General features: G+C 48.2%; 17 protein-coding genes. 13 read left to right on the top strand and 4 right to left on the bottom strand.

The window, feature by feature from the left end; genetic code table 11:
• From HNR55_RS06610 to HNR55_RS06600, 3 genes are all read right to left on the bottom strand, one after another.
• Positions 1-1,563 (bottom strand): NAD(P)/FAD-dependent oxidoreductase, encoded by a 1,563-nt coding sequence (locus tag HNR55_RS06610; RefSeq protein ID WP_166113953.1) that lies wholly within the window; start codon positions 1,561-1,563, stop codon positions 1-3.
• A 327-nt stretch (positions 1,564-1,890) separates the two neighbouring features.
• Positions 1,891-2,325, bottom strand: coding sequence for a methyltransferase family protein (locus tag HNR55_RS06605; protein WP_166113956.1), 435 nt, complete (start codon positions 2,323-2,325; stop codon positions 1,891-1,893).
• A 199-nt stretch (positions 2,326-2,524) separates the two neighbouring features.
• A complete protein-coding gene (locus HNR55_RS06600) occupies positions 2,525-3,757 on the bottom strand; it encodes a glycosyltransferase family 87 protein (protein WP_221441733.1) in 1,233 nt (410 codons plus the stop codon).
• A gap of 219 nt (positions 3,758-3,976) precedes the next feature.
• Here HNR55_RS06600 and HNR55_RS06595 point away from each other — a divergent pair, with 219 nt between their 5' ends.
• From HNR55_RS06595 to HNR55_RS06535, 13 genes are all read left to right on the top strand, one after another.
• The gene (locus tag HNR55_RS06595; protein ID WP_166113962.1) at positions 3,977-4,168 is read left to right on the top strand and encodes a Flp family type IVb pilin; all 192 of its coding nucleotides are present in this window, start codon (positions 3,977-3,979) and stop codon (positions 4,166-4,168) included.
• A 115-nt stretch (positions 4,169-4,283) separates the two neighbouring features.
• On the top strand, positions 4,284-4,745 hold the full coding sequence (locus HNR55_RS06590) for an A24 family peptidase (protein WP_166113964.1): 462 nt from the start codon (positions 4,284-4,286) through the stop codon (positions 4,743-4,745).
• Between the two features lie 10 nt (positions 4,746-4,755).
• The gene (gene cpaB, locus HNR55_RS06585) at positions 4,756-5,598 is read left to right on the top strand and encodes a Flp pilus assembly protein CpaB (protein WP_166113967.1); all 843 of its coding nucleotides are present in this window, start codon (positions 4,756-4,758) and stop codon (positions 5,596-5,598) included.
• Positions 5,585-7,039: a type II and III secretion system protein family protein gene (locus HNR55_RS06580; protein ID WP_242005508.1), complete on the top strand. Its 1,455-nt coding sequence runs from the start codon at positions 5,585-5,587 to the stop codon at positions 7,037-7,039. The genes cpaB and HNR55_RS06580 overlap by 14 nt, the downstream gene beginning before the upstream one ends.
• A gap of 72 nt (positions 7,040-7,111) precedes the next feature.
• Positions 7,112-7,387 carry a hypothetical protein gene (locus HNR55_RS06575; RefSeq protein ID WP_166113970.1) on the top strand — a complete coding sequence of 92 codons (276 nt, stop codon included), beginning with the start codon at positions 7,112-7,114 and terminating at the stop codon, positions 7,385-7,387.
• 3 nt (positions 7,388-7,390) lie between these two features.
• The gene (locus HNR55_RS06570) at positions 7,391-8,647 is read left to right on the top strand and encodes an AAA family ATPase (protein WP_166113973.1); all 1,257 of its coding nucleotides are present in this window, start codon (positions 7,391-7,393) and stop codon (positions 8,645-8,647) included.
• Complete coding sequence (locus HNR55_RS06565; RefSeq protein ID WP_166113975.1) at positions 8,644-10,044, top strand: CpaF family protein; 1,401 nt, start codon at positions 8,644-8,646, stop codon at positions 10,042-10,044. Before HNR55_RS06570 ends, HNR55_RS06565 begins: the two co-directional genes overlap by 4 nt.
• A 454-nt stretch (positions 10,045-10,498) precedes the next feature.
• Entirely contained in the window at positions 10,499-11,005 is a 507-nt protein-coding gene (locus tag HNR55_RS06560) for a type II secretion system F family protein (protein WP_166113978.1), read from the top strand.
• Positions 11,005-11,943: a type II secretion system F family protein gene (locus HNR55_RS06555; protein WP_166113981.1), complete on the top strand. Its 939-nt coding sequence runs from the start codon at positions 11,005-11,007 to the stop codon at positions 11,941-11,943. Before HNR55_RS06560 ends, HNR55_RS06555 begins: the two co-directional genes overlap by 1 nt.
• A 102-nt stretch (positions 11,944-12,045) precedes the next feature.
• Positions 12,046-12,711 carry a tetratricopeptide repeat protein gene (locus tag HNR55_RS06550; protein ID WP_166113985.1) on the top strand — a complete coding sequence of 222 codons (666 nt, stop codon included), beginning with the start codon at positions 12,046-12,048 and terminating at the stop codon, positions 12,709-12,711.
• Entirely contained in the window at positions 12,698-13,180 is a 483-nt protein-coding gene (locus tag HNR55_RS06545; RefSeq protein WP_166113988.1) for a TadE/TadG family type IV pilus assembly protein, read from the top strand. Before HNR55_RS06550 ends, HNR55_RS06545 begins: the two co-directional genes overlap by 14 nt.
• The gene (locus tag HNR55_RS06540) at positions 13,149-13,757 is read left to right on the top strand and encodes a TadE/TadG family type IV pilus assembly protein (RefSeq protein WP_166113991.1); all 609 of its coding nucleotides are present in this window, start codon (positions 13,149-13,151) and stop codon (positions 13,755-13,757) included. The genes HNR55_RS06545 and HNR55_RS06540 overlap by 32 nt, the downstream gene beginning before the upstream one ends.
• On the top strand, positions 13,754-15,295 hold the full coding sequence (locus HNR55_RS06535; protein ID WP_166113994.1) for a TadE/TadG family type IV pilus assembly protein: 1,542 nt from the start codon (positions 13,754-13,756) through the stop codon (positions 15,293-15,295). Before HNR55_RS06540 ends, HNR55_RS06535 begins: the two co-directional genes overlap by 4 nt.
• 140 nt (positions 15,296-15,435) lie before the next feature.
• On the opposite strand, the gene HNR55_RS06530 is transcribed toward HNR55_RS06535, so the two are convergent.
• Positions 15,436-16,785 (bottom strand): dihydroorotase, encoded by a 1,350-nt coding sequence (locus tag HNR55_RS06530; protein WP_166113997.1) that lies wholly within the window; start codon positions 16,783-16,785, stop codon positions 15,436-15,438.
• Between the last annotated feature and the right edge of the window lies 1 nt (position 16,786).

Raw genomic sequence — 16,786 nt, 5'->3', positions numbered from 1 at the left:
TTAGTTTGATTTTTCTTCGTGGTACTCATCATCAATATTAATTTCCCAGATTTTGCTCTTATCCTGCTGACCAGAGAGGATCTGGTCAGTTGCCTCCTTGGCGGTTAGCATGGAATGGTCCTGATTATTGTAACAGTGCATACCATTCCGCCCGATAAGATAGAGATTTTCCACAGTATCCAAGGCATTGCGGAGTGTGGAAAATCTCTTGTAGGACTCGCCAAAGTAACCAGGATACGCTTTAGGCACATGCACCACAACACTGTCCAATGTGTTCAGCGTTGAAACAAGACCGATTTTCTGCATTTCAAAACAGGCGAGCTTGATCATATCCAGCTCGCTCAGTGTCCAGAGTTCATTTCCCTCGGAACAGAAAAATTCAAGTCCAAGCCATGTGGTTTCCGGGTCGGCAACCAGATAGGGACTCCAGTTATTAAAGATCTGTACCCGTCCGACATTGACGCCGGGCTCCTGAATATAAATCCAGTTGTCTTCCAACTGGCGTGTTATGTCTGAAGACTTATAGAGCAGGCCAACTGTAATAAAGTCCCTGTATTGCAGGTCTTGTGCAATCTGCTTTACCGTAGAGGAAAAGTAATTTCCGCTGGCAGCGACAAGCTCTTTAATCGGCATGGTCGACACCAGAACATCGCACTTCTGTTGCTCCTGCCCACCATTCTGATCTGTAACAGTGATGGATACAGCGCGATTATTCTCAAAAGTAATCTCATTGACATGATGATTGAGGAGGATTGTCCCCCCCATATCCGTAATATGACGCGCAACCGTTTCCCACATCTGGCCCGGACCGTATTTTGGGTAGATGAATTGCTCTATAAGGGACGTCTGAACACTCGTGTCTTTTTGCAGACCAAGAGCTTTTTTACAGGCATGCAGAATTGCACTGGAAATAGACAGGCTTTTAACCCGCTGCGCCCCCCAGTCTGCACTGATGCTGGAGCACGGAACGCCCCAGACTTTTTCTGTATAATCTTTAAAAAACTGTTGGTACAGTTTGCGACCAAACCGATTTATGAAAAAATCTTCCAGTGTCAGTTCAGGTGTAATTTTATGTAACCGGGTCCAGAGATAGCTCAGGCCGAAGACAATAGTTTTACGCCACCCAAGCTTGGCCAGGTTTGTTGGTGTGAGTTTGAGCGGGTAGTCAAAAAACGTTTTATTATAATAGATACGTGACAGGCGCGAGCGGACCAGCATAACGTCGTCAGACTCAGGAGACTGGCTCTGGGACTGAGGGTGAGGTCTGACAAGGTGTTCCCGCTCTTTACCTTGATAGTGTAAGGTAACGTTTTGTTCGTTCGGTGCCGCAATAGGCAGAAAGCTTTCCCACCAGGACATAACCCAATCGGACTTGGAGAAAAAACGGTGCCCACCAATGTCTATGCGATTGCCATGATGTTTTATGGTTTTTGATATGCCGCCAACCTGTTTGTCGCATTCGTAAACAGTAACATTTTTCCGACCAGCTTTCAGGAGTTCATAGGCAAGAGTTAATCCGGCAGGTCCAGCACCGATAACGATAATTTTTTCATCTTGTGCCATGATGTTTCCTGTATTTACCTAACATCTTGTTTCTGAATGCGAATATTCTTGATCGGAAAGATCGGTAGTAAATACAAGGTATCTGAAGGATTCAAAAGGTCAAATTGGCATATTTCTTAATCATGATAATATGGAGAAAAATATTTCATAAAGTCAAGTATTTTTCAATTAAGTATAAATATTAAACAATATAAAGAATAAAATAACATGCATAGTGCAATATTAATAAAATAAATAAATTTTATTATGATACTTTAACACCATATTACCGAAAATTTTTATATGAATAGCATAATGATCGAGTCATGTGTGTAACAGGTTCTGGTGTTAGTAAATAAAAGGTAAAAGCTTACAGCGGACATGTTTGGACCAAAGAGACCATTGTGGGTCTGTGGAAAGAATTTTTTCTTCCGCCTGGATACGCAGAATTTGTACAAACCATGCGCTAAAAATAGTACAAATATTCCAAAGACTAAAATTGTAGAGCAGGAAACCAAAGCTGGTTAACATATAGCCAGCATACATTGGATGCCGGATGATACGGTATGGGCCATAAGTTTTTACAACGCGTACGGCGGCAACAATCGCAAAGCTTCTTCCCAGGCAGATTTTGGCAGAAAAACTGACAAGAATTCCTATAAAAGACAGAATAAAGCAGAAGGTAATAGAAGCGAGGTGGGTGTTGCTGGCATGAGTAGAGACAATCTGGGCTGCATATGTTCCCAGAATGGCTAATATCCAATCTGTTGTGTTATGGCTCATTTTCCCGGGGAATCTTAATAAAGTGAAAAAAAGCTCAAGGATCATTTCGAATAAGTATAATATCGATATCGGGTTCATAATAATAAATATTGACTCAGAGTTGTGATAAATGAAATAAATATATGGGACTATGATGATAAGTTTCTCCATGTACTCCTGAAATACAAAGTGTTTCATTTTGTGGTTATCATTGTTTTTATCAGGCATATTGTGGGTGTTTTTCAAGATAATGGTGGCGACGTAAGACAAGGCAGAGGAAAATAGTAGCAACTATAGGCTCAACAGGAAAATGATAACACCAAGTCAAGGCAAGTGTAAAAATAGGTGAAAAATATAGAACAATCAGGAAGGGTTTTTCCCATGAGAAGAATCCTGTCCGGAGCGCAGTGTTGATAATCCATATAGCGGGTATCAGCATATAAGTCAGATCATAATGCAAGAGATAGGGTGTGCATAAAGGAGATGCTGCCAAGGATAGAATAACATTGTTATAAATATTTTTACTTTTCACAGTGTTATATAAAACATAGGCAACGACAATGAGCGAAAATGTGATCTGTATCCAGAAAGCCTCAATAAATGGGAGGCCATGTACGCTTAGAAATCCAAAAACTGTGATAAAAATCTGACACAAATAAACATCGTGCAGGATGCTGTTTTGCATAACATGAGAATACTCGAAAAAACGCTTCCAGGTTTCAAGGCCGAATACGCAGTAGGAGAGAATGATCAGGAATGAAGCGGATGTGGCTATACCTGCGACAACCCGCCATTTTCTCGAAAAAATCAAACAAAGAGGCACCAGAAAAACAACATGGGGTTTAATGACGAGTAGTCCCAGAATGAGCCCCGACAGAAAAGGCTTCTTAATGAGATAGAAGATACCTATCGTTAGAATGAGAGTAATCAGCAGGCCATTTTGCCCGGTTAAAAGGGAGACGATAAATTGAGGGGAAAAAAAAGCAAATGCTGCAATGGACCAGTTTTTGCATAAAAGATTCAGCGTTTTAGCTGTTATGATCGGGGCGCTTAATGCCCAAAGAATGTAGGATATTGTATATGTAAAAAAAGCAAGTGGCCAAATAAATAAAAGCATGGGAGGGGGGTAAAGGAAGGGTAATTTATAAGGATGGTTTAAAAACTGCCCACTTTGCATGGCAGCCTCATGGGCTGCTGTATTGTAGATATCCAAAAAATGTCCGTGCAGTATTTGTGAAGATGCTGCCCAGAATAGAATAAAATCTCCACCCAATTTAAAATTGGCTAGAAACGCTTTTCCGCCCATAAAGCATGCAATAGAAATAATAGCAAAAAAAACGAAAATATAAATTCTTAAATAAGCATCGCACCGATCTTTATTGAAAAAGTTCATGAATTTCAATTCACAATAAACATAATCCATTATTTTTTTTAAACTATTTTTTGTAAGCATTTAGGTGTGAGCTCTACGGAATATGGTGCAGTGTGCTGGTAATTTAAGAGAGTTCGATAAAGATTACAACCCGGAGTGCATCGCATGTAAAAGTTTTTTGGATTTTTTGATTTAAAGCAATTCTTGCGCGCATAGAAATGCTTTAGTATAGTCTACAGGCGTGTTATCCGATCGCAAGGCGGATTCCTTGTTGGTTTTATTAGTGTAAGGAGAATGTGTATGTTGCGCGTAAATGAATATGCAGCTATTGTTGCTCGTTTTTTTGCCATTAAAGATAAGCGTGGTGTCACGGCAATTGAATATGGTTTGATCGCTTCTCTGGTCGCCGTGGCGCTTATTGCAGGTGCCACTACGCTTGGCAGCAAACTGAACGGGATGTTCAGCTCGGTGGCGGGCAGCATTTCCTCGTAATTGTAAAAGGGCCGCTTGTGCTTCTTTGCTTATTAGCGCCGTTTAGGCTTGGAGGCACGAGCAACTCCGTGCTTGGTGAGGTGCGGGGCTTATAGTGGTCTCATGGTTTATTATCATGCCCGCTTATGCCCTGCTTTGCTATGCAATGTGGGTTGATATACGAGTGCGGGAGATTCCCGACTGGGTTAGTCTGGGTCTTCTTGTGCTTGCGATTTTGAATGGTGCGGCAATTCATTGGGTTTCCCTTGCCTGTGGTGGTCTGATTTATCTCCTGCTTTTTTTCTTGTGGAGTGTCGGAGTCATGGGAGGGGGGGATGTTAAGCTGATTGCCGCAACGTCACTGTTTTTTATGCCGTATGAGCAGCTTATTTTTCTTTTGAATATTGGTCTGGCTGGTGGTGTTCTGGCCGTGCTGTATCTCTTTGGTCGGAAGCGATTGCCCATCATATCAAAGAGAACAACGAAAATTCGCGTTCTTCGCGTTGAGGCATGGCGGATCAGGCGGGGTGCGCCCCTGCCATATGCCGTGGCGATTGCGGTTGGCTTTATTATGACGACCCTGCGGGGTGAGTGGTAGGCGGTAAAGAATGGTCACGCGTATTGCGATGTTGTTCATTGGTGTGATCGGGTTGATTGGTCTTTTTGCGCTCGGGAAGGTTATGATGTCTCCCGCACCAGCACCGCAGAAAGTTGTGCAACAGGAAGTTGTTGTGCATACAAAAAAACTGCTTACGGTCCGGAACGCCATGCATGCGGGTGATTTTCTCCGGGAGTCGGATTTAGTTGCGTCTTCTATCCCTGACAATTATGTCCTTCCCGGTAGTCTGGAGGATACACCAGCGAACCGGCAGGCCCTTGAAGGGGCGCTGCTTCGGGTGGATCTGCCCGCGGGCAGTGGGATTGTTGAGCAATCATTTCTTCGAGTCGGGGACCATGGCTTTCTGGCAGCGGTTCTCAAACCTGGGATGCGCGCACTGAGCGTTGCTGTGGGTCCGGCTTCTGGTGTGTCGGGTCTTATCGAGCCTGGCGATCGTGTCGATGTAGTCATGACCGAGCGGGTTGGAGACGGTGCGGGAGGGAATGTTTCGCATCTTGTATCCAAAATTGTACTTTCCGGTATTCGGATTGTTGCCGTGGGTGGTTCCTTATCCCCTCGTGGGGGTAAAAATATTGCCGAGCAGGCCGGTGTGGACGTGCGAACCGTAACGCTGGAAGTTACGCCCGAGCAGTCAGGCATTCTGGGAACAGCCCAGCAGCTTGGCCAAATAGTGCTGACAGTGCAATCACTTGGTGGCTCGCATGACGATCTTGCTACCCCCCCGGTCTGGGAATACTCGGTCTCAGCGTCTGATAGTCAGCAGTTGAAGGACGGCGTAAAAGTCGTGCATGTCTATAATGGAATTTCAGGCGCTCAAGATGTCCGCTTTTAAAAGAACTATACGGATTGTGCTTAGTGGCATCGTATTGTTTGGCGTGTGTTCTCCAATGGAGGCATCAGCACGAAAATACAGAACGCATTCCAGAAGGCATCATAAGCCAGTTGTAGCAAGGCGCCATGTCAGTCAGTCACCCTCTCTTTCTGTTCTGACGATTGAAGTCGGGAATGGCAAGCTGGTTGAACTGTCCGGGTCAGCAGAAAATGTGTTCTCGGCAGACCCTAAAGTGGCGGAAATACGGCCAGCAAGTCCACACAGCGTGTTTGTGTTCGGGCTGGCCGCGGGGCGCACGAGCATTGTTGCCGCAGATGCGAATGGACAGGCTATTGACCATTATGCTGTACGTGTCGAACCCTCGACCTATCCAGCCAGCACCTTGGACCGCTCATCTGGTCAAATTGTGCCGATGCTACGGGCGACAGCCACGCCGGACGGGCTGAATATTGATGGGAATTCTGACAACCCTGAAAAAGCCTGGCGCTTTAGCGACCGTGCGCGCGGGCTGGTTGGTAAAGACGGGTTTGTGTCTGACTACTCGAAAATGCACGGTTCCATTCAGGTGAACCTCAAGATCCGTATTGTCGAGATGGATCGTTCACTGGTGCGTGAACTTGGGGTGGAGTGGCAAAATGTCAATGCATTGGGGACATCGGCGGTAATCGGGCTTGCGACCTCAAGCCCGTTGGAAACCTTGGCAACAACAAAAAGCAGCATTGGGTTTCTCTCTCGTTTCAAAGCTGGTAGCCAGTCGGTCACACTGGAAACTGTCGTGGATATGCTCGCCAGAGATGGTTTGATCCACAGTCTTGCCGAGCCAAACTTGACCACAATCAGTGGGCAGCCAGCCAATTTTGTGGTCGGTGGGGAGTATCCTGTTCCGGTTTCGAGTTACAATAACACGACCAATGTCAGCTTTAAACAATACGGTATTTCTTTGGCGTTTGTTCCCACAGTTTTGGGGGATGGTCGTATCAGTTTACACGTAAGGCCGGAGGTGAGTGCGCTCTCCTCCAATGGGGCAGTCACATTATCGGCTGGGAACTCTTCTGTTCAGATTCCGGCCATTACTGTCAGGCGGGCGGATACTACTGTAGAAATGGCAAGTGGGCAAAGTTTTGTGCTTGCCGGTCTTATGTCGGATAGTACGAAAATTACAGGTCAAGGTCTGCCATGGCTGGGTGATATTCCTGTGCTGGGAGCACTGTTCAAATCCTCAAGCTTCCAGAAAGATGAGAGTGAACTGGTCATTATTGCCACGCCGTATCTGGTCAAGCCGGTGAACAGCGAAAAAGAATTGCATACGCCAGATGAAGGGTGGACTCCGCCGAATGACATGGAACGTATTTTCATGATGCGTCAAAGTGGCACCGATGTATCCCGTAGACGTCCTTGGCAGCGTCTGGAAACTGGCGATGCCGGTTTTATGGTGGAGTAGCACCTTATGTCATATAAAATCGTTTCAGGCCTTGCTGTTATTTTTCTGATGAGTTTGACGGATTGTTCGGTTATGGAACCGCTAAACCAGTCTTATCACTGGCGGAGTCTGGGGATTTATGATGCCAATACAGCCGCGCAGGCTGATAACAAGAAAGATTTGCAAAGGGGGCGTCCTCTGCCGCCGTCTGATGGGCAGACCGCCGTGGCCGCAGTCGAACGCTGGCGGGAGGATCGTGTCAAAAGTCTTGGCCGAAGTGGTCTGGCTGAGTTGAATATGAACGGTGAGGATCAGGGGGCTTCCGGAGGCGGAGCAGCCGCCAGCAGCAGTGGCGCTGGGGGGCAATAGCCGGTGGCACTTACCCCAGAACAGCTTCAAGAACAGCCCGGTGATGTCGATAACGTAAAGCTGGGGAGTGTTCTCGCTTTTGTGCAGGATGCAGATACAGAAGCGCAGTTAACAGAATGCCTTAAAGAGCTTCGGTCCGGTACAGTGCAGGTTTTGCGCGGGTCGGGGGCGTTTGCGATTTCCTATCTGGGTAAACATGAATTCCCATCTTATCTGATTATTGATGTTGGTGGAGAAAGTGACGCATTAGGCATTCTGCGTACAGTTACGGAGTTATTGCCACCCGACGTGACCGTTATGGTGTTGGGTGACCGAACCGATGCGGATTTCTACCGTAGTGTCACGCACGTGTTCGGGGCGGTAGAGTATCTGTATCGTCCGTTCAGTCGTAACCTGATTTTGCGTATTTTGGGTCCGATCATTCTCCATGGGCGTGACACGCATCGCCTGATGGAAGGGGCCAGTCTAATCGCCTGCATCGGGGTGCGTGATGGTGTGGGGGCTACGACTCTCACCACGAATCTGGCTTATTTTCTGGCAGAAGAAGCCCGCAGGTATTCGTTGCTGATTGATTTTGACCTGCGTGCAGGCAAAATGGCAACCTTATTGGATATTACCACCAATGGTGGTTTTCGCTCTGCGCTGGAAACTCCAGACCGTATGGATGAGCTGCTGCTTGAGCGCAGTATGCAGGCGGTTGGGGAGCGTTTGCAGGTCCTGTCGAGCATGGGGGATTTGAACACATTGCCCAAAATCGGGAGTAATGCTGTTACCCGGTTGATGGAGCTTGTGCGGCCCCGGTTTCGTTTTGTCCTGACAGAAGTGAAGTGGTCGGATGATGACGTGTATATGCGTGTTCTAGGGCAGGCACAGCAGTATATATTGATCATGGATCCTAGCATTGTCTCCGTGCGTGATGCATTGAGAGTCATGGCCAGCCTTCCTCGCGTTTCACCTGTCAGCAAGCCGTTTATTGTTGTGAACAATATGGGGCGGCCTGGCTCCCTGTCGTTGGATGAAATTACACAGAGCCTTGGAACAGCACCTGATATAGTGATGCCCTATCTTCCGGCGGATTGTGGGAATGCAGAAATCGATGGCAAGCTGGTCGTTACGAAAAACAAGGCGTACCGTCAGGTTATTGAACAACTGGCACATAGTGCGCTTGCCGTTACGTTGAGCCCCTCACTTTCCAAGGGAGGATTGTTCGCACAACTCAAAGAAAAAATAAAAACTTTGGGAGCACGGTTTAAGAAATGAGTTCTAGCAAGCAAAATGAAATTGTTGATCGCCTGCGCCGCATGCAGACTGTGCAGGACGAGTTCAGTGTGCCTGATGCCGGAACGACTGCTCCGCAAGATAAAGCACCTGCCGTAGAGGCGGAGAGCCCAACTCTGTCCAATCAATCACTCATCTTGCGTCCGTTATGCTTAAATCGACTTGATCCAACAATAGTTTTATCTCTATCGGCGGAGGAGTTGCTTGAGCAGGTCGAGCAGGTGGTTGATCAGGTTGCCACGGAGCAGCGGATTCAGCTCAACCTGCGAGAGCAGCGCCGCATTGCGACAGAACTTGTTCATGACATGAAGGGTTTGGGCCCTATTCAGCCACTGCTTGATGACGATAGCATTGCTGATATTATGGTTAACGGGCCCAATAGCATTTTTGTTGAACGGAGCGGGAAAACGCTCCCGTCTAATATCCGCTTCCGGGATGCTCGGCATCTGGCGTCTGTTTGTCAGCGTATTGCGTCAGACGTGGGGCGGCGTGTTGATGAGTCAAGTCCAATGGTCGATGCGCGTCTTAAAGACGGATCGCGTGTCAATATTGTTTTTCCGCCGTTGGCGCTGGATGGCCCCTATCTGTCCATTCGTAAATTCTCGCGTCATAAAATCAGTTTTCAACAGTTGGTTAGTAATGGCAGTTGTACTCCTGCCGTTGCCAAAATCCTTGAAATTGCTGCACGTATTCGTCTGAATGTTGTGATTTCCGGTGGCACAGGGTCTGGTAAGACCACGCTGCTGAATGCGCTTTCGCATTTTATCGATTTTGGCGAACGTGTGATTACCGTTGAAGATGCTGCGGAACTTCAGCTTCAGCAGCCGCATGTCGTGCGTATGGAAACGCGTCCCATGTCGTTGGAAGGTAAGGGAGAAGTAACGCAGCGTGATCTTGTGCGGAATGCTCTGCGTATGCGTCCTGATCGTATCATTATCGGGGAGGTCCGTGGTCCGGAAGCGTTTGATATGCTTCAGGCTATGAATACCGGCCATGATGGCAGCATGTCCACGGTCCACGCGAATACAACGCGTGATGGCGTGACACGTATTGAAAGTATGGTGCAGATGGGCAATTTCGGTTTGCCTATTTCTGCTATCCGCAGCCAGATTGTTGGTGCGGTTGATATGATTATTCAGGTTGGACGCCACAGGGATGGTAGTCGCCGGATTACTCAGGTTACAGACGTATCCGGTGTTGAAGGGGATGTTGTTGTTCTGAACGATATTTTCAGGATGCAGTTTGATGGTGAGGATGCGGAAGGCAAGCTGCTGACAAGCTATGAAGTGTCACGCATTCGTCCCAGTTTTTATGAAAAACTCATTTATAATCAGATGGATGGTGTTTGGAATGCCGCATTTGAAAGTGTGTCCTTATGACCAGTCTCCTTCTGGTTTCTGGGTTTTTATTTTTTGTAGGTATTAATGTCCTCGCGTATATTCTTTATCAATCGAGTTTAGCTAAAGATCGTCGTAATAAACGTATCTATAAAGAAATCAGCTTTTATCTTTTGCATAATATCCAACCACGCCAGCGTACACCGTTGGAATGGGCTGTATATATTGTTGAATCCGGGTTTATTAAGAAGTTTTTGATATGGGCCTCAAAGTATAATCCACAGCATTATGCGCATAGTGACGTTGGGTTGCTGAAGATATACCTGCTGTCATCCATATTGCCAACCATAACGCTTTACTATCTTTTTAGCATTATAGGGTTGTGGAGTATTTTCATTAATTTTTTCATATGGGTTGCTACCATCAGATTTATTTGTAATTTTTTGCGGAATAGATACAAAAAAAATTATATACACAATTCCCCGATGCGATCGGTATGATGGTCCGCTCGTTGCGGGTTGGTGTACCTCTTTCACGCTGCATGATTGTGGTCAGCGAGGAAAGTGACGAGCCGACGTGCAGGGAGTTTAAGGTGATTGCGAGCGAGGTTGCTATGGGGCGCAGTCTGGGTGAGGTTTTGCAGACAGTAGCGGATCGGGTTGATGTTCAGGAATATCGTTTTCTGGCAACGGTGATCAGTATTCAGTCATCTACAGGGGGAGCATTGGCTGATGTGCTGTCCTCTTTGGCAGATACCATCAAGCAGCAGATTGCCATTTACAAGCGGGGGCTCGCACTTTCTAGCGAAGCCAAAATGAGTTCCTATGTGTTGGCAGCACTCCCTTTTTGTATTGGCTTGATGTTGGAGATTGTTAGCCCGGACTATATTAACCAGCTCTTTTTAACGCAGTCTGGTCATTATCTATTGGCGTATGCCTTGTGCCTGTTTATTCTGGGTGTGGCAGTCATGAGAATAATTATTAGTCGGGTTCTTGATCTGTAATGATGCATTATTTAAATATTATTATTTTCTTCTGTCTGCTCGGGGTGTTTTGTGCTTCCGTATTTGTTCTGGTGGCCAAAACACGGAGTGATGACAGACGCGCCAAGCGTTTGCGGGCTATTCTTGTCAGTGTGAGTGAACTTGATCCTAATTTTGTTGAAGAGCAAAAAGGGGGACAGTTTTCAATAGTATTTCAGAAAATAGGTCAAGTTGTTTTAAAAAGCGGGCTTATAGATCAGAAGAGCATTCAGGCATTTACAGAAAGCCTGCGTGCAAGTTCTTATATAGGCGGTCACTATCTGGAAGTTTTTGTTGGCTGTAAGCTGGTTCTTTTGCCGGTAGGCGGTTTTGTCGCCTGGTTTTTTTCCTATGATTTTTTTTCCGCGCCAATGTTGCATATTGTCGCTCCTATTGCTGGAGGCATTTTGGGGTTATTGTTGCCAGATATTCTTATTCGGCAGTGGAGAAAGAGTTATCTTAAAGCGGTAGAAAAAGGACTTCCCGACGCTCTGGATATGCTGGTAATTTGTGCAGATGCGGGCCTGGCTATTGAAGCGGCCATTAATCGTGTTGCGGTAGAAATGAAGAGTGTCAATCCTAGTACGGCTTTTGAGTTTCAATTGACGGCTCAGGAGATGAATATGATTACTGATCGTCGGGAAGTTTTTCATTTAATGGCAAGTCGTACGGGATTGCTGGATATGCGCCGTATTGCCAACTCCTTAAGTCAGACCATTCAGGTTGGATCATCAGTAACTCTTGCGTTGCGTGCTCTTTCTGTCGAAATTCGCAAAAATCGTATGATTGAGTATGAAGCCCGTGCCGCTCAGTTGCCGGTGTTGCTGACGTTACCTATGATCGTATTTTTTCTACCAGTTGTGTTTATTATTGCTGGAGGACCAGCCTTCCTGCAGGTTGTGAAAACGTTTTATAAATAACTACGGGAAGAAAAGAGTACAATAGTTATGTACTATATCAGATACATGAATGCCCTTCTGCTGCTGTTTCCGTTGCTTGCAGGTTGTGGAACGCAGTCGGCGATGACTGATGAAGTTGTCAAGGCGGATGCGGAGTTGCGAGACGGGGCTCCTCAGGCGGCTCTGGAGGTGCTGAAGCATTATCTGAATGAACATCCAGATGACCCTAAGGCCTTGACCGAAATGGGCAAGGTCAATGCCAGTATGGGGCGTAATCAGGCAGCGGCTATTTTTTTTGAGAAAGCTCTCCAGCACCAGCCCCACTCTTTGGAGGCGACCAAAGGTCTAGCCAAAATTAAATTGAAGATTGATCCACCAGCGGCCATGGTTCTGTTGCAGGACATGGTCAAACGTTATCCGCGTGATGTGCAGGCATGGGTTGATCTGGGTGTTTCCTATGACCTGCAGGGCCAATATGTGCCTGCGCAGGCGGCCTATCGGACAGCCATGGGGCTTGATCCCATGAAAGTTTCTGCCCAGAGTAATCTGGGTTTGTCCTATGTGTTAAGTGGGCAGTATGCTCAGGCGCTGGAAATTCTGGAACCTATTGCTGCTGCGCCAGATACGACGTCAAGCAGGGTGCGTGCCAACTTTGCTCTGGCACAATATCTGGCCGGGTACAGGGATAACGCCCGGAATACGCTGATGCAGGATATGTCCAGAGCGCAGGCGAACATTGTCATGGCATCCTTTTCCAAATTCAGGACGCGTCCCTATGTTGCGCAATGATCGTCGTGGTGCCGCCGCAGTCGAGTTTGCGCTGGTGGCTCTGTTTCTGATAATGGTTGTGGTAGGAACGATAGAGGTTGGCTGGCAGCTGGAAACGGAGGCCGCGCTGCGGAATGGCGTGGACGAAGCGATGCGTTTTGCATCAACCGGGCAGTCAATTGTGCCGAATGTGAAAGCTTCTCCGACATGCCGCGCTCAGGCTATTGTTTTTCTTGTGATGCTGCGCGCACCCATGCTTTTAAAACCAGAAAATCTGCAAATAACATCGGCTGCAAATAATGCAACGGCTGTGCTTCCCAGTGGAAGTGGATTTGGTGGTGCAGGGGGTGATACAATGATTTATACATTTGTTTACACCCAACCCTATCTTACTTTTTTTGGAAGGTGGATTATGAATTCTAGTAGTATGATTCATACAGTCTCATCGTTGGTCAAGAATGAACCGTTTTCAGGCACGATTAGCTGCTAATTGCAAGGGCTCCGCTGCGCTGGAACTTGCGCTCGTTGCTCCGGTTGTTCTTTTGCTGCTGTTGGGTGCAACAGATCTCATTCTTGAATTCAGGAACTGGATGCGCCTGCACTCGGTGACAACGCAGGTCGGGCAGATTATTGCCCAGTGCCAGCATATTTCAGACCCGTATGACCTGAATGTTTTTTTTGCCGATGCGCAGCAGATCGCCGCTCCTCTGGACATTACCGGCCCGACAAACGGAGCCGTTATCATTACCGCAATAGGTCCGGACCAGAATAACAATCTCTCTATTTACTGGCAGAAGCGAATTGGCTCCACTGTTTTTAATAGTGGGATTACTTCAGCAAGTCTTTCACAATATGCGATATCTGGTGTCTCCATGAATGCCATTCAGACATTTGTCGTGGTGGAGGCGTTTGCCCGGCCTGGATTATGGCAGTTTGCTTCGAAGCTGATCACCAGTCAGGACAGTCCAGTGCTTAGCAGCCAGTCTGTTCTGCCAGCCCGTTTTTTCGGCACCAATATTGGCATTGGCAGGCTTGATACAACGGCAACAGCGAGAGAATGCACATGATGGATCGTAAAGGAGCTGTGGGGCTGATTGTTGGTCTAGCCATGTTCGCCATGATTGCATCTGTTGCCATGGGTATTGATTTTTCCCGCACCTATCTGACACGCGTAAGATTACAGACCGCCATTGATGCGGCTGCACTTACGGCTGGGAGGGAAGTCAAATCTTCTACCCGTGACGCCGATGCTACTCTGGTTTTCTGGCAGAATTTTGCAGTCAATCGTGTTGCTAATGGGCTCGGTCCTGTAGGATCGCAGACCCCTGGTCCACAACTTACGCTTGTCAATGCGTCTACGTTGAACATCTCGGCCACGGCAAATGTCCCAATGGTGTTTGTCAGAATTTTTGGCTGGAATCAGATTCCAGTAACAGCACAGGCTCAGGTCGTTGCCGCAGGGGGTGGGCTTGAGGTTGCTCTTGTGCTGGATAATACAAACTCACTGGGCGATGATGGTATTGCAGCTCTTAAAGCTGGTGCAACCAATCTGGTTGAAACAGTCTATGGGGATAGTACAACAACGACAACAACATGGGTTTCTGTTGTGCCGTTTGGTGGTGAAGTCAATATTGGAAAGTCACATGCAAACTGGCTGGATAGCTCAGCTAATATTTCTACTCTGAAATATGGTAAAAATGGATGGGGTGGGTGTGTATTTGCACGTTATACAAGTAATGGAAAGGCAGATATGAGTGAAAATCCGCCCACATCCAATTATCTGTTCCAGCCTTTTTTCTGGCCGAGCACTTATGGGCAAGCACCATATCAGTGCGCTTACGGGTGGGGGTGTTTCTACGGGGATAATGACTGGAGTATTAATGGCGGTCCGGGGATTACGGAAACTGCGCCAATTACTTTGTCGGCATCTGATCCTCCGACTGTTTCGGCGAGTGAGGTTGGTCCAAATTTAGGATGTCCTCCGCTTGCGTTATTGCCTGAGACGGCGTCGAAGGCGACGGTTGAAAAAGAAATCAGCCTTATGCCAACGTTGATGCGTGGCGGAACATTGATCCAGAATGCATTGCAGACAGGCTGGTTTACCATAAGTCCCAAGTGGAAAGGGCTGTGGTCCAGTTCCTTACCAGACATGCCATATGATTATGGACAGTCCAGCACGAAGAAGATTCTTGTGCTGATGACTGATGGCACCAATCAAATGTGCCCCTGTTTTTTTGGATGGCCGGATTTTAATTCTAATGTCTCTGGCGGATGGTGGAATAGTGACGAAACGGCATTTGGACGGTTGCTGGATAATAAGCTGGCAACTGTCAGTGGATATTATTATGGGTTCCAGAACACTGTTCGGCCCATACTGGATAATCTTGTTATTCAGGTCTGCTCTAATATGAAAGCTGTGGGTATAGATATTTATGTTATTCTTTATACCCATCAGGGATCATCGGTGGATAATGCCGCAATCAACACAATGAAAGCGTGTGTGACGGATAGTAATCATTATTTCGAATCACCAAGTGCTGCGAACATGCAGGCGGCTTTTGCCAGTGTTGCAGGGCAGATTTCGGCTTTGCGCCTTGCCCAGTAACCGGGTTGGCGTAATGTTCCCCGAGCATGGGGGAAGATAGGAGCGGATTTGAAGATAAGCGGTCTTTTGACCGCTTATCTGGTTTGAATGTCTGGCTGATCTATATTGGCTCTGTTTGGCAGAGAGTAGTTCTGATTGATCTATTTGTCTGTTGCGTCAAAGCGGAAAGGCTTGCCTGTCGCTTTGTCCGCCAGTGTTCCTTCCCACATCACCTGCTGCCCGCGAATAACGGTGCCCACAGGTTTGCCGGTCAGGGTCTCGCCCGTGAATGGGGACCAGCCACAGCGCGAGGCCAGCCAGTCCTGCTCTATGGTCCAGCGCGCCTTCAGGTCCACAATGGTAAAATCCGCATCATACCCTACGGCAATCCGGCCTTTGCGCACCAGACCAAACAGGCGCTGGGGACCGGCGGATGTCAGGTCCACCAGCCGACGCAGGGTCAGGCGGTGGTGGGCCACATGGTTGAGCATAAGGGGGAGCAATGTCTGCACACCCGGCATGCCAGAGGGAGAGGCCGGGTAGGGCTTGCTCTTGTTGGCCAGACTATGGGGCGCATGGTCGGAGCCAATAACATCAGGCATACCCTGCGTGACCCAGTGCCACAATCCGTCGCGGTGCGCAGCGGAGCGGATGGGGGGGTTCATCTGGGCAAACGTGCCCAGACGTGGGTAAGCATCTTCGGCTGCCAGTGTCAGGTGCTGGGGCGTTAGCTCGCAGGTGGCGATGTCGCGGTGCTGGGCAATCAGTTCCAGTTCCGCAGGGGTGGTAATGTGCAGGATATGCACGCGCCGCCCGGTTTTGCGGGCCAGATGCAGCACACGGGCAGTTGCGCGTAATGCCGTTTCATCATCCCGCCAGACGGGGTGGGAGGAGGGGTCCCCTTCCACACGTTCTCCCATGCGTTCGATCAGCCGGGCTTCATCTTCGGCATGAATGGCCACCCGGCGCTGGCCGGAGCGCAGGACGCGTTCAAGCATGGCATCATCAGAGACCAGCAGGTTGCCTGTGGAAGAGCCCATGAACACCTTGATCCCCGCAGTGCCGGGCAGTTTTTCCAGCTCCCCGCACTGGTCGGCATTGTCGGATGTCGCACCAACATAAAATGCGTGTTCGCACCACATCCGGTCTTTGGCGCGGGCCAGTTTGTCGGCCACGGCTTCGGGTGTGGAGGTGGTGGGTTTGGTGTTCGGCATTTCAAAAACGCCGGTGACCCCGCCAAGCACGGCGGACCGGCTGCCGGTTTCAAGGTCTTCGTTTTCCACGGCTCCGGGTTCACGGAAATGAACCTGAGTGTCGATCACGCCGGGGAGAATAGTCAGGCCGCTACAATCAATAACCCGCGCGGCATCCGCCGTGCCACCAATGGCGCTAATCTGGCCATTGCGCACATATACCGTTGTTTCTACCGTGCCATCAGGCAGTACCACGGAACCGTTTTTGAGCGCCAGATCATGCGCCTTGTGCGGAGTGTTCTGTGCGGATGCGGCCATG

It is taken from the genome of Acetobacter lovaniensis (assembly GCF_014207635.1).
In the GTDB taxonomy this organism is placed as follows: Bacteria; Pseudomonadota; Alphaproteobacteria; order Acetobacterales; family Acetobacteraceae; genus Acetobacter; species Acetobacter lovaniensis.
Note: the sequence above shows the minus strand (reverse complement) of the source record. Positions and strands in the feature narration are given on the sequence as shown.

Bases quoted from the DNA above. Each gene is read 5' to 3' on its own strand.
- HNR55_RS06610 (WP_166113953.1), bottom strand. From the start codon at position 1,563: ATGGCACAAGATGAAAAAATTATCGTTATCGGTGCTGGACCTGCCGGA.
- HNR55_RS06605 (WP_166113956.1), bottom strand. From the start codon at position 2,325: ATGAGCCATAACACAACAGATTGGATATTAGCCATTCTGGGAACATAT.
- HNR55_RS06600 (WP_221441733.1), bottom strand. From the start codon at position 3,757: ATGCTTACAAAAAATAGTTTAAAAAAAATAATGGATTATGTTTATTGT.
- HNR55_RS06595 (WP_166113962.1), top strand. From the start codon at position 3,977: ATGTTGCGCGTAAATGAATATGCAGCTATTGTTGCTCGTTTTTTTGCC.
- HNR55_RS06590 (WP_166113964.1), top strand. From the start codon at position 4,284: ATGCCCGCTTATGCCCTGCTTTGCTATGCAATGTGGGTTGATATACGA.
- cpaB (WP_166113967.1), top strand. From the start codon at position 4,756: ATGGTCACGCGTATTGCGATGTTGTTCATTGGTGTGATCGGGTTGATT.
- HNR55_RS06580 (WP_242005508.1), top strand. From the start codon at position 5,585: ATGTCCGCTTTTAAAAGAACTATACGGATTGTGCTTAGTGGCATCGTA.
- HNR55_RS06575 (WP_166113970.1), top strand. From the start codon at position 7,112: ATGGAACCGCTAAACCAGTCTTATCACTGGCGGAGTCTGGGGATTTAT.
- HNR55_RS06565 (WP_166113975.1), top strand. From the start codon at position 8,644: ATGAGTTCTAGCAAGCAAAATGAAATTGTTGATCGCCTGCGCCGCATG.
- HNR55_RS06560 (WP_166113978.1), top strand. From the start codon at position 10,499: ATGATGGTCCGCTCGTTGCGGGTTGGTGTACCTCTTTCACGCTGCATG.
- HNR55_RS06555 (WP_166113981.1), top strand. From the start codon at position 11,005: ATGATGCATTATTTAAATATTATTATTTTCTTCTGTCTGCTCGGGGTG.
- HNR55_RS06550 (WP_166113985.1), top strand. From the start codon at position 12,046: ATGACTGATGAAGTTGTCAAGGCGGATGCGGAGTTGCGAGACGGGGCT.
- HNR55_RS06545 (WP_166113988.1), top strand. From the start codon at position 12,698: ATGTTGCGCAATGATCGTCGTGGTGCCGCCGCAGTCGAGTTTGCGCTG.
- HNR55_RS06540 (WP_166113991.1), top strand. From the start codon at position 13,149: ATGAACCGTTTTCAGGCACGATTAGCTGCTAATTGCAAGGGCTCCGCT.
- HNR55_RS06535 (WP_166113994.1), top strand. From the start codon at position 13,754: ATGATGGATCGTAAAGGAGCTGTGGGGCTGATTGTTGGTCTAGCCATG.
- HNR55_RS06530 (WP_166113997.1), bottom strand. From the start codon at position 16,785: ATGGCCGCATCCGCACAGAACACTCCGCACAAGGCGCATGATCTGGCG.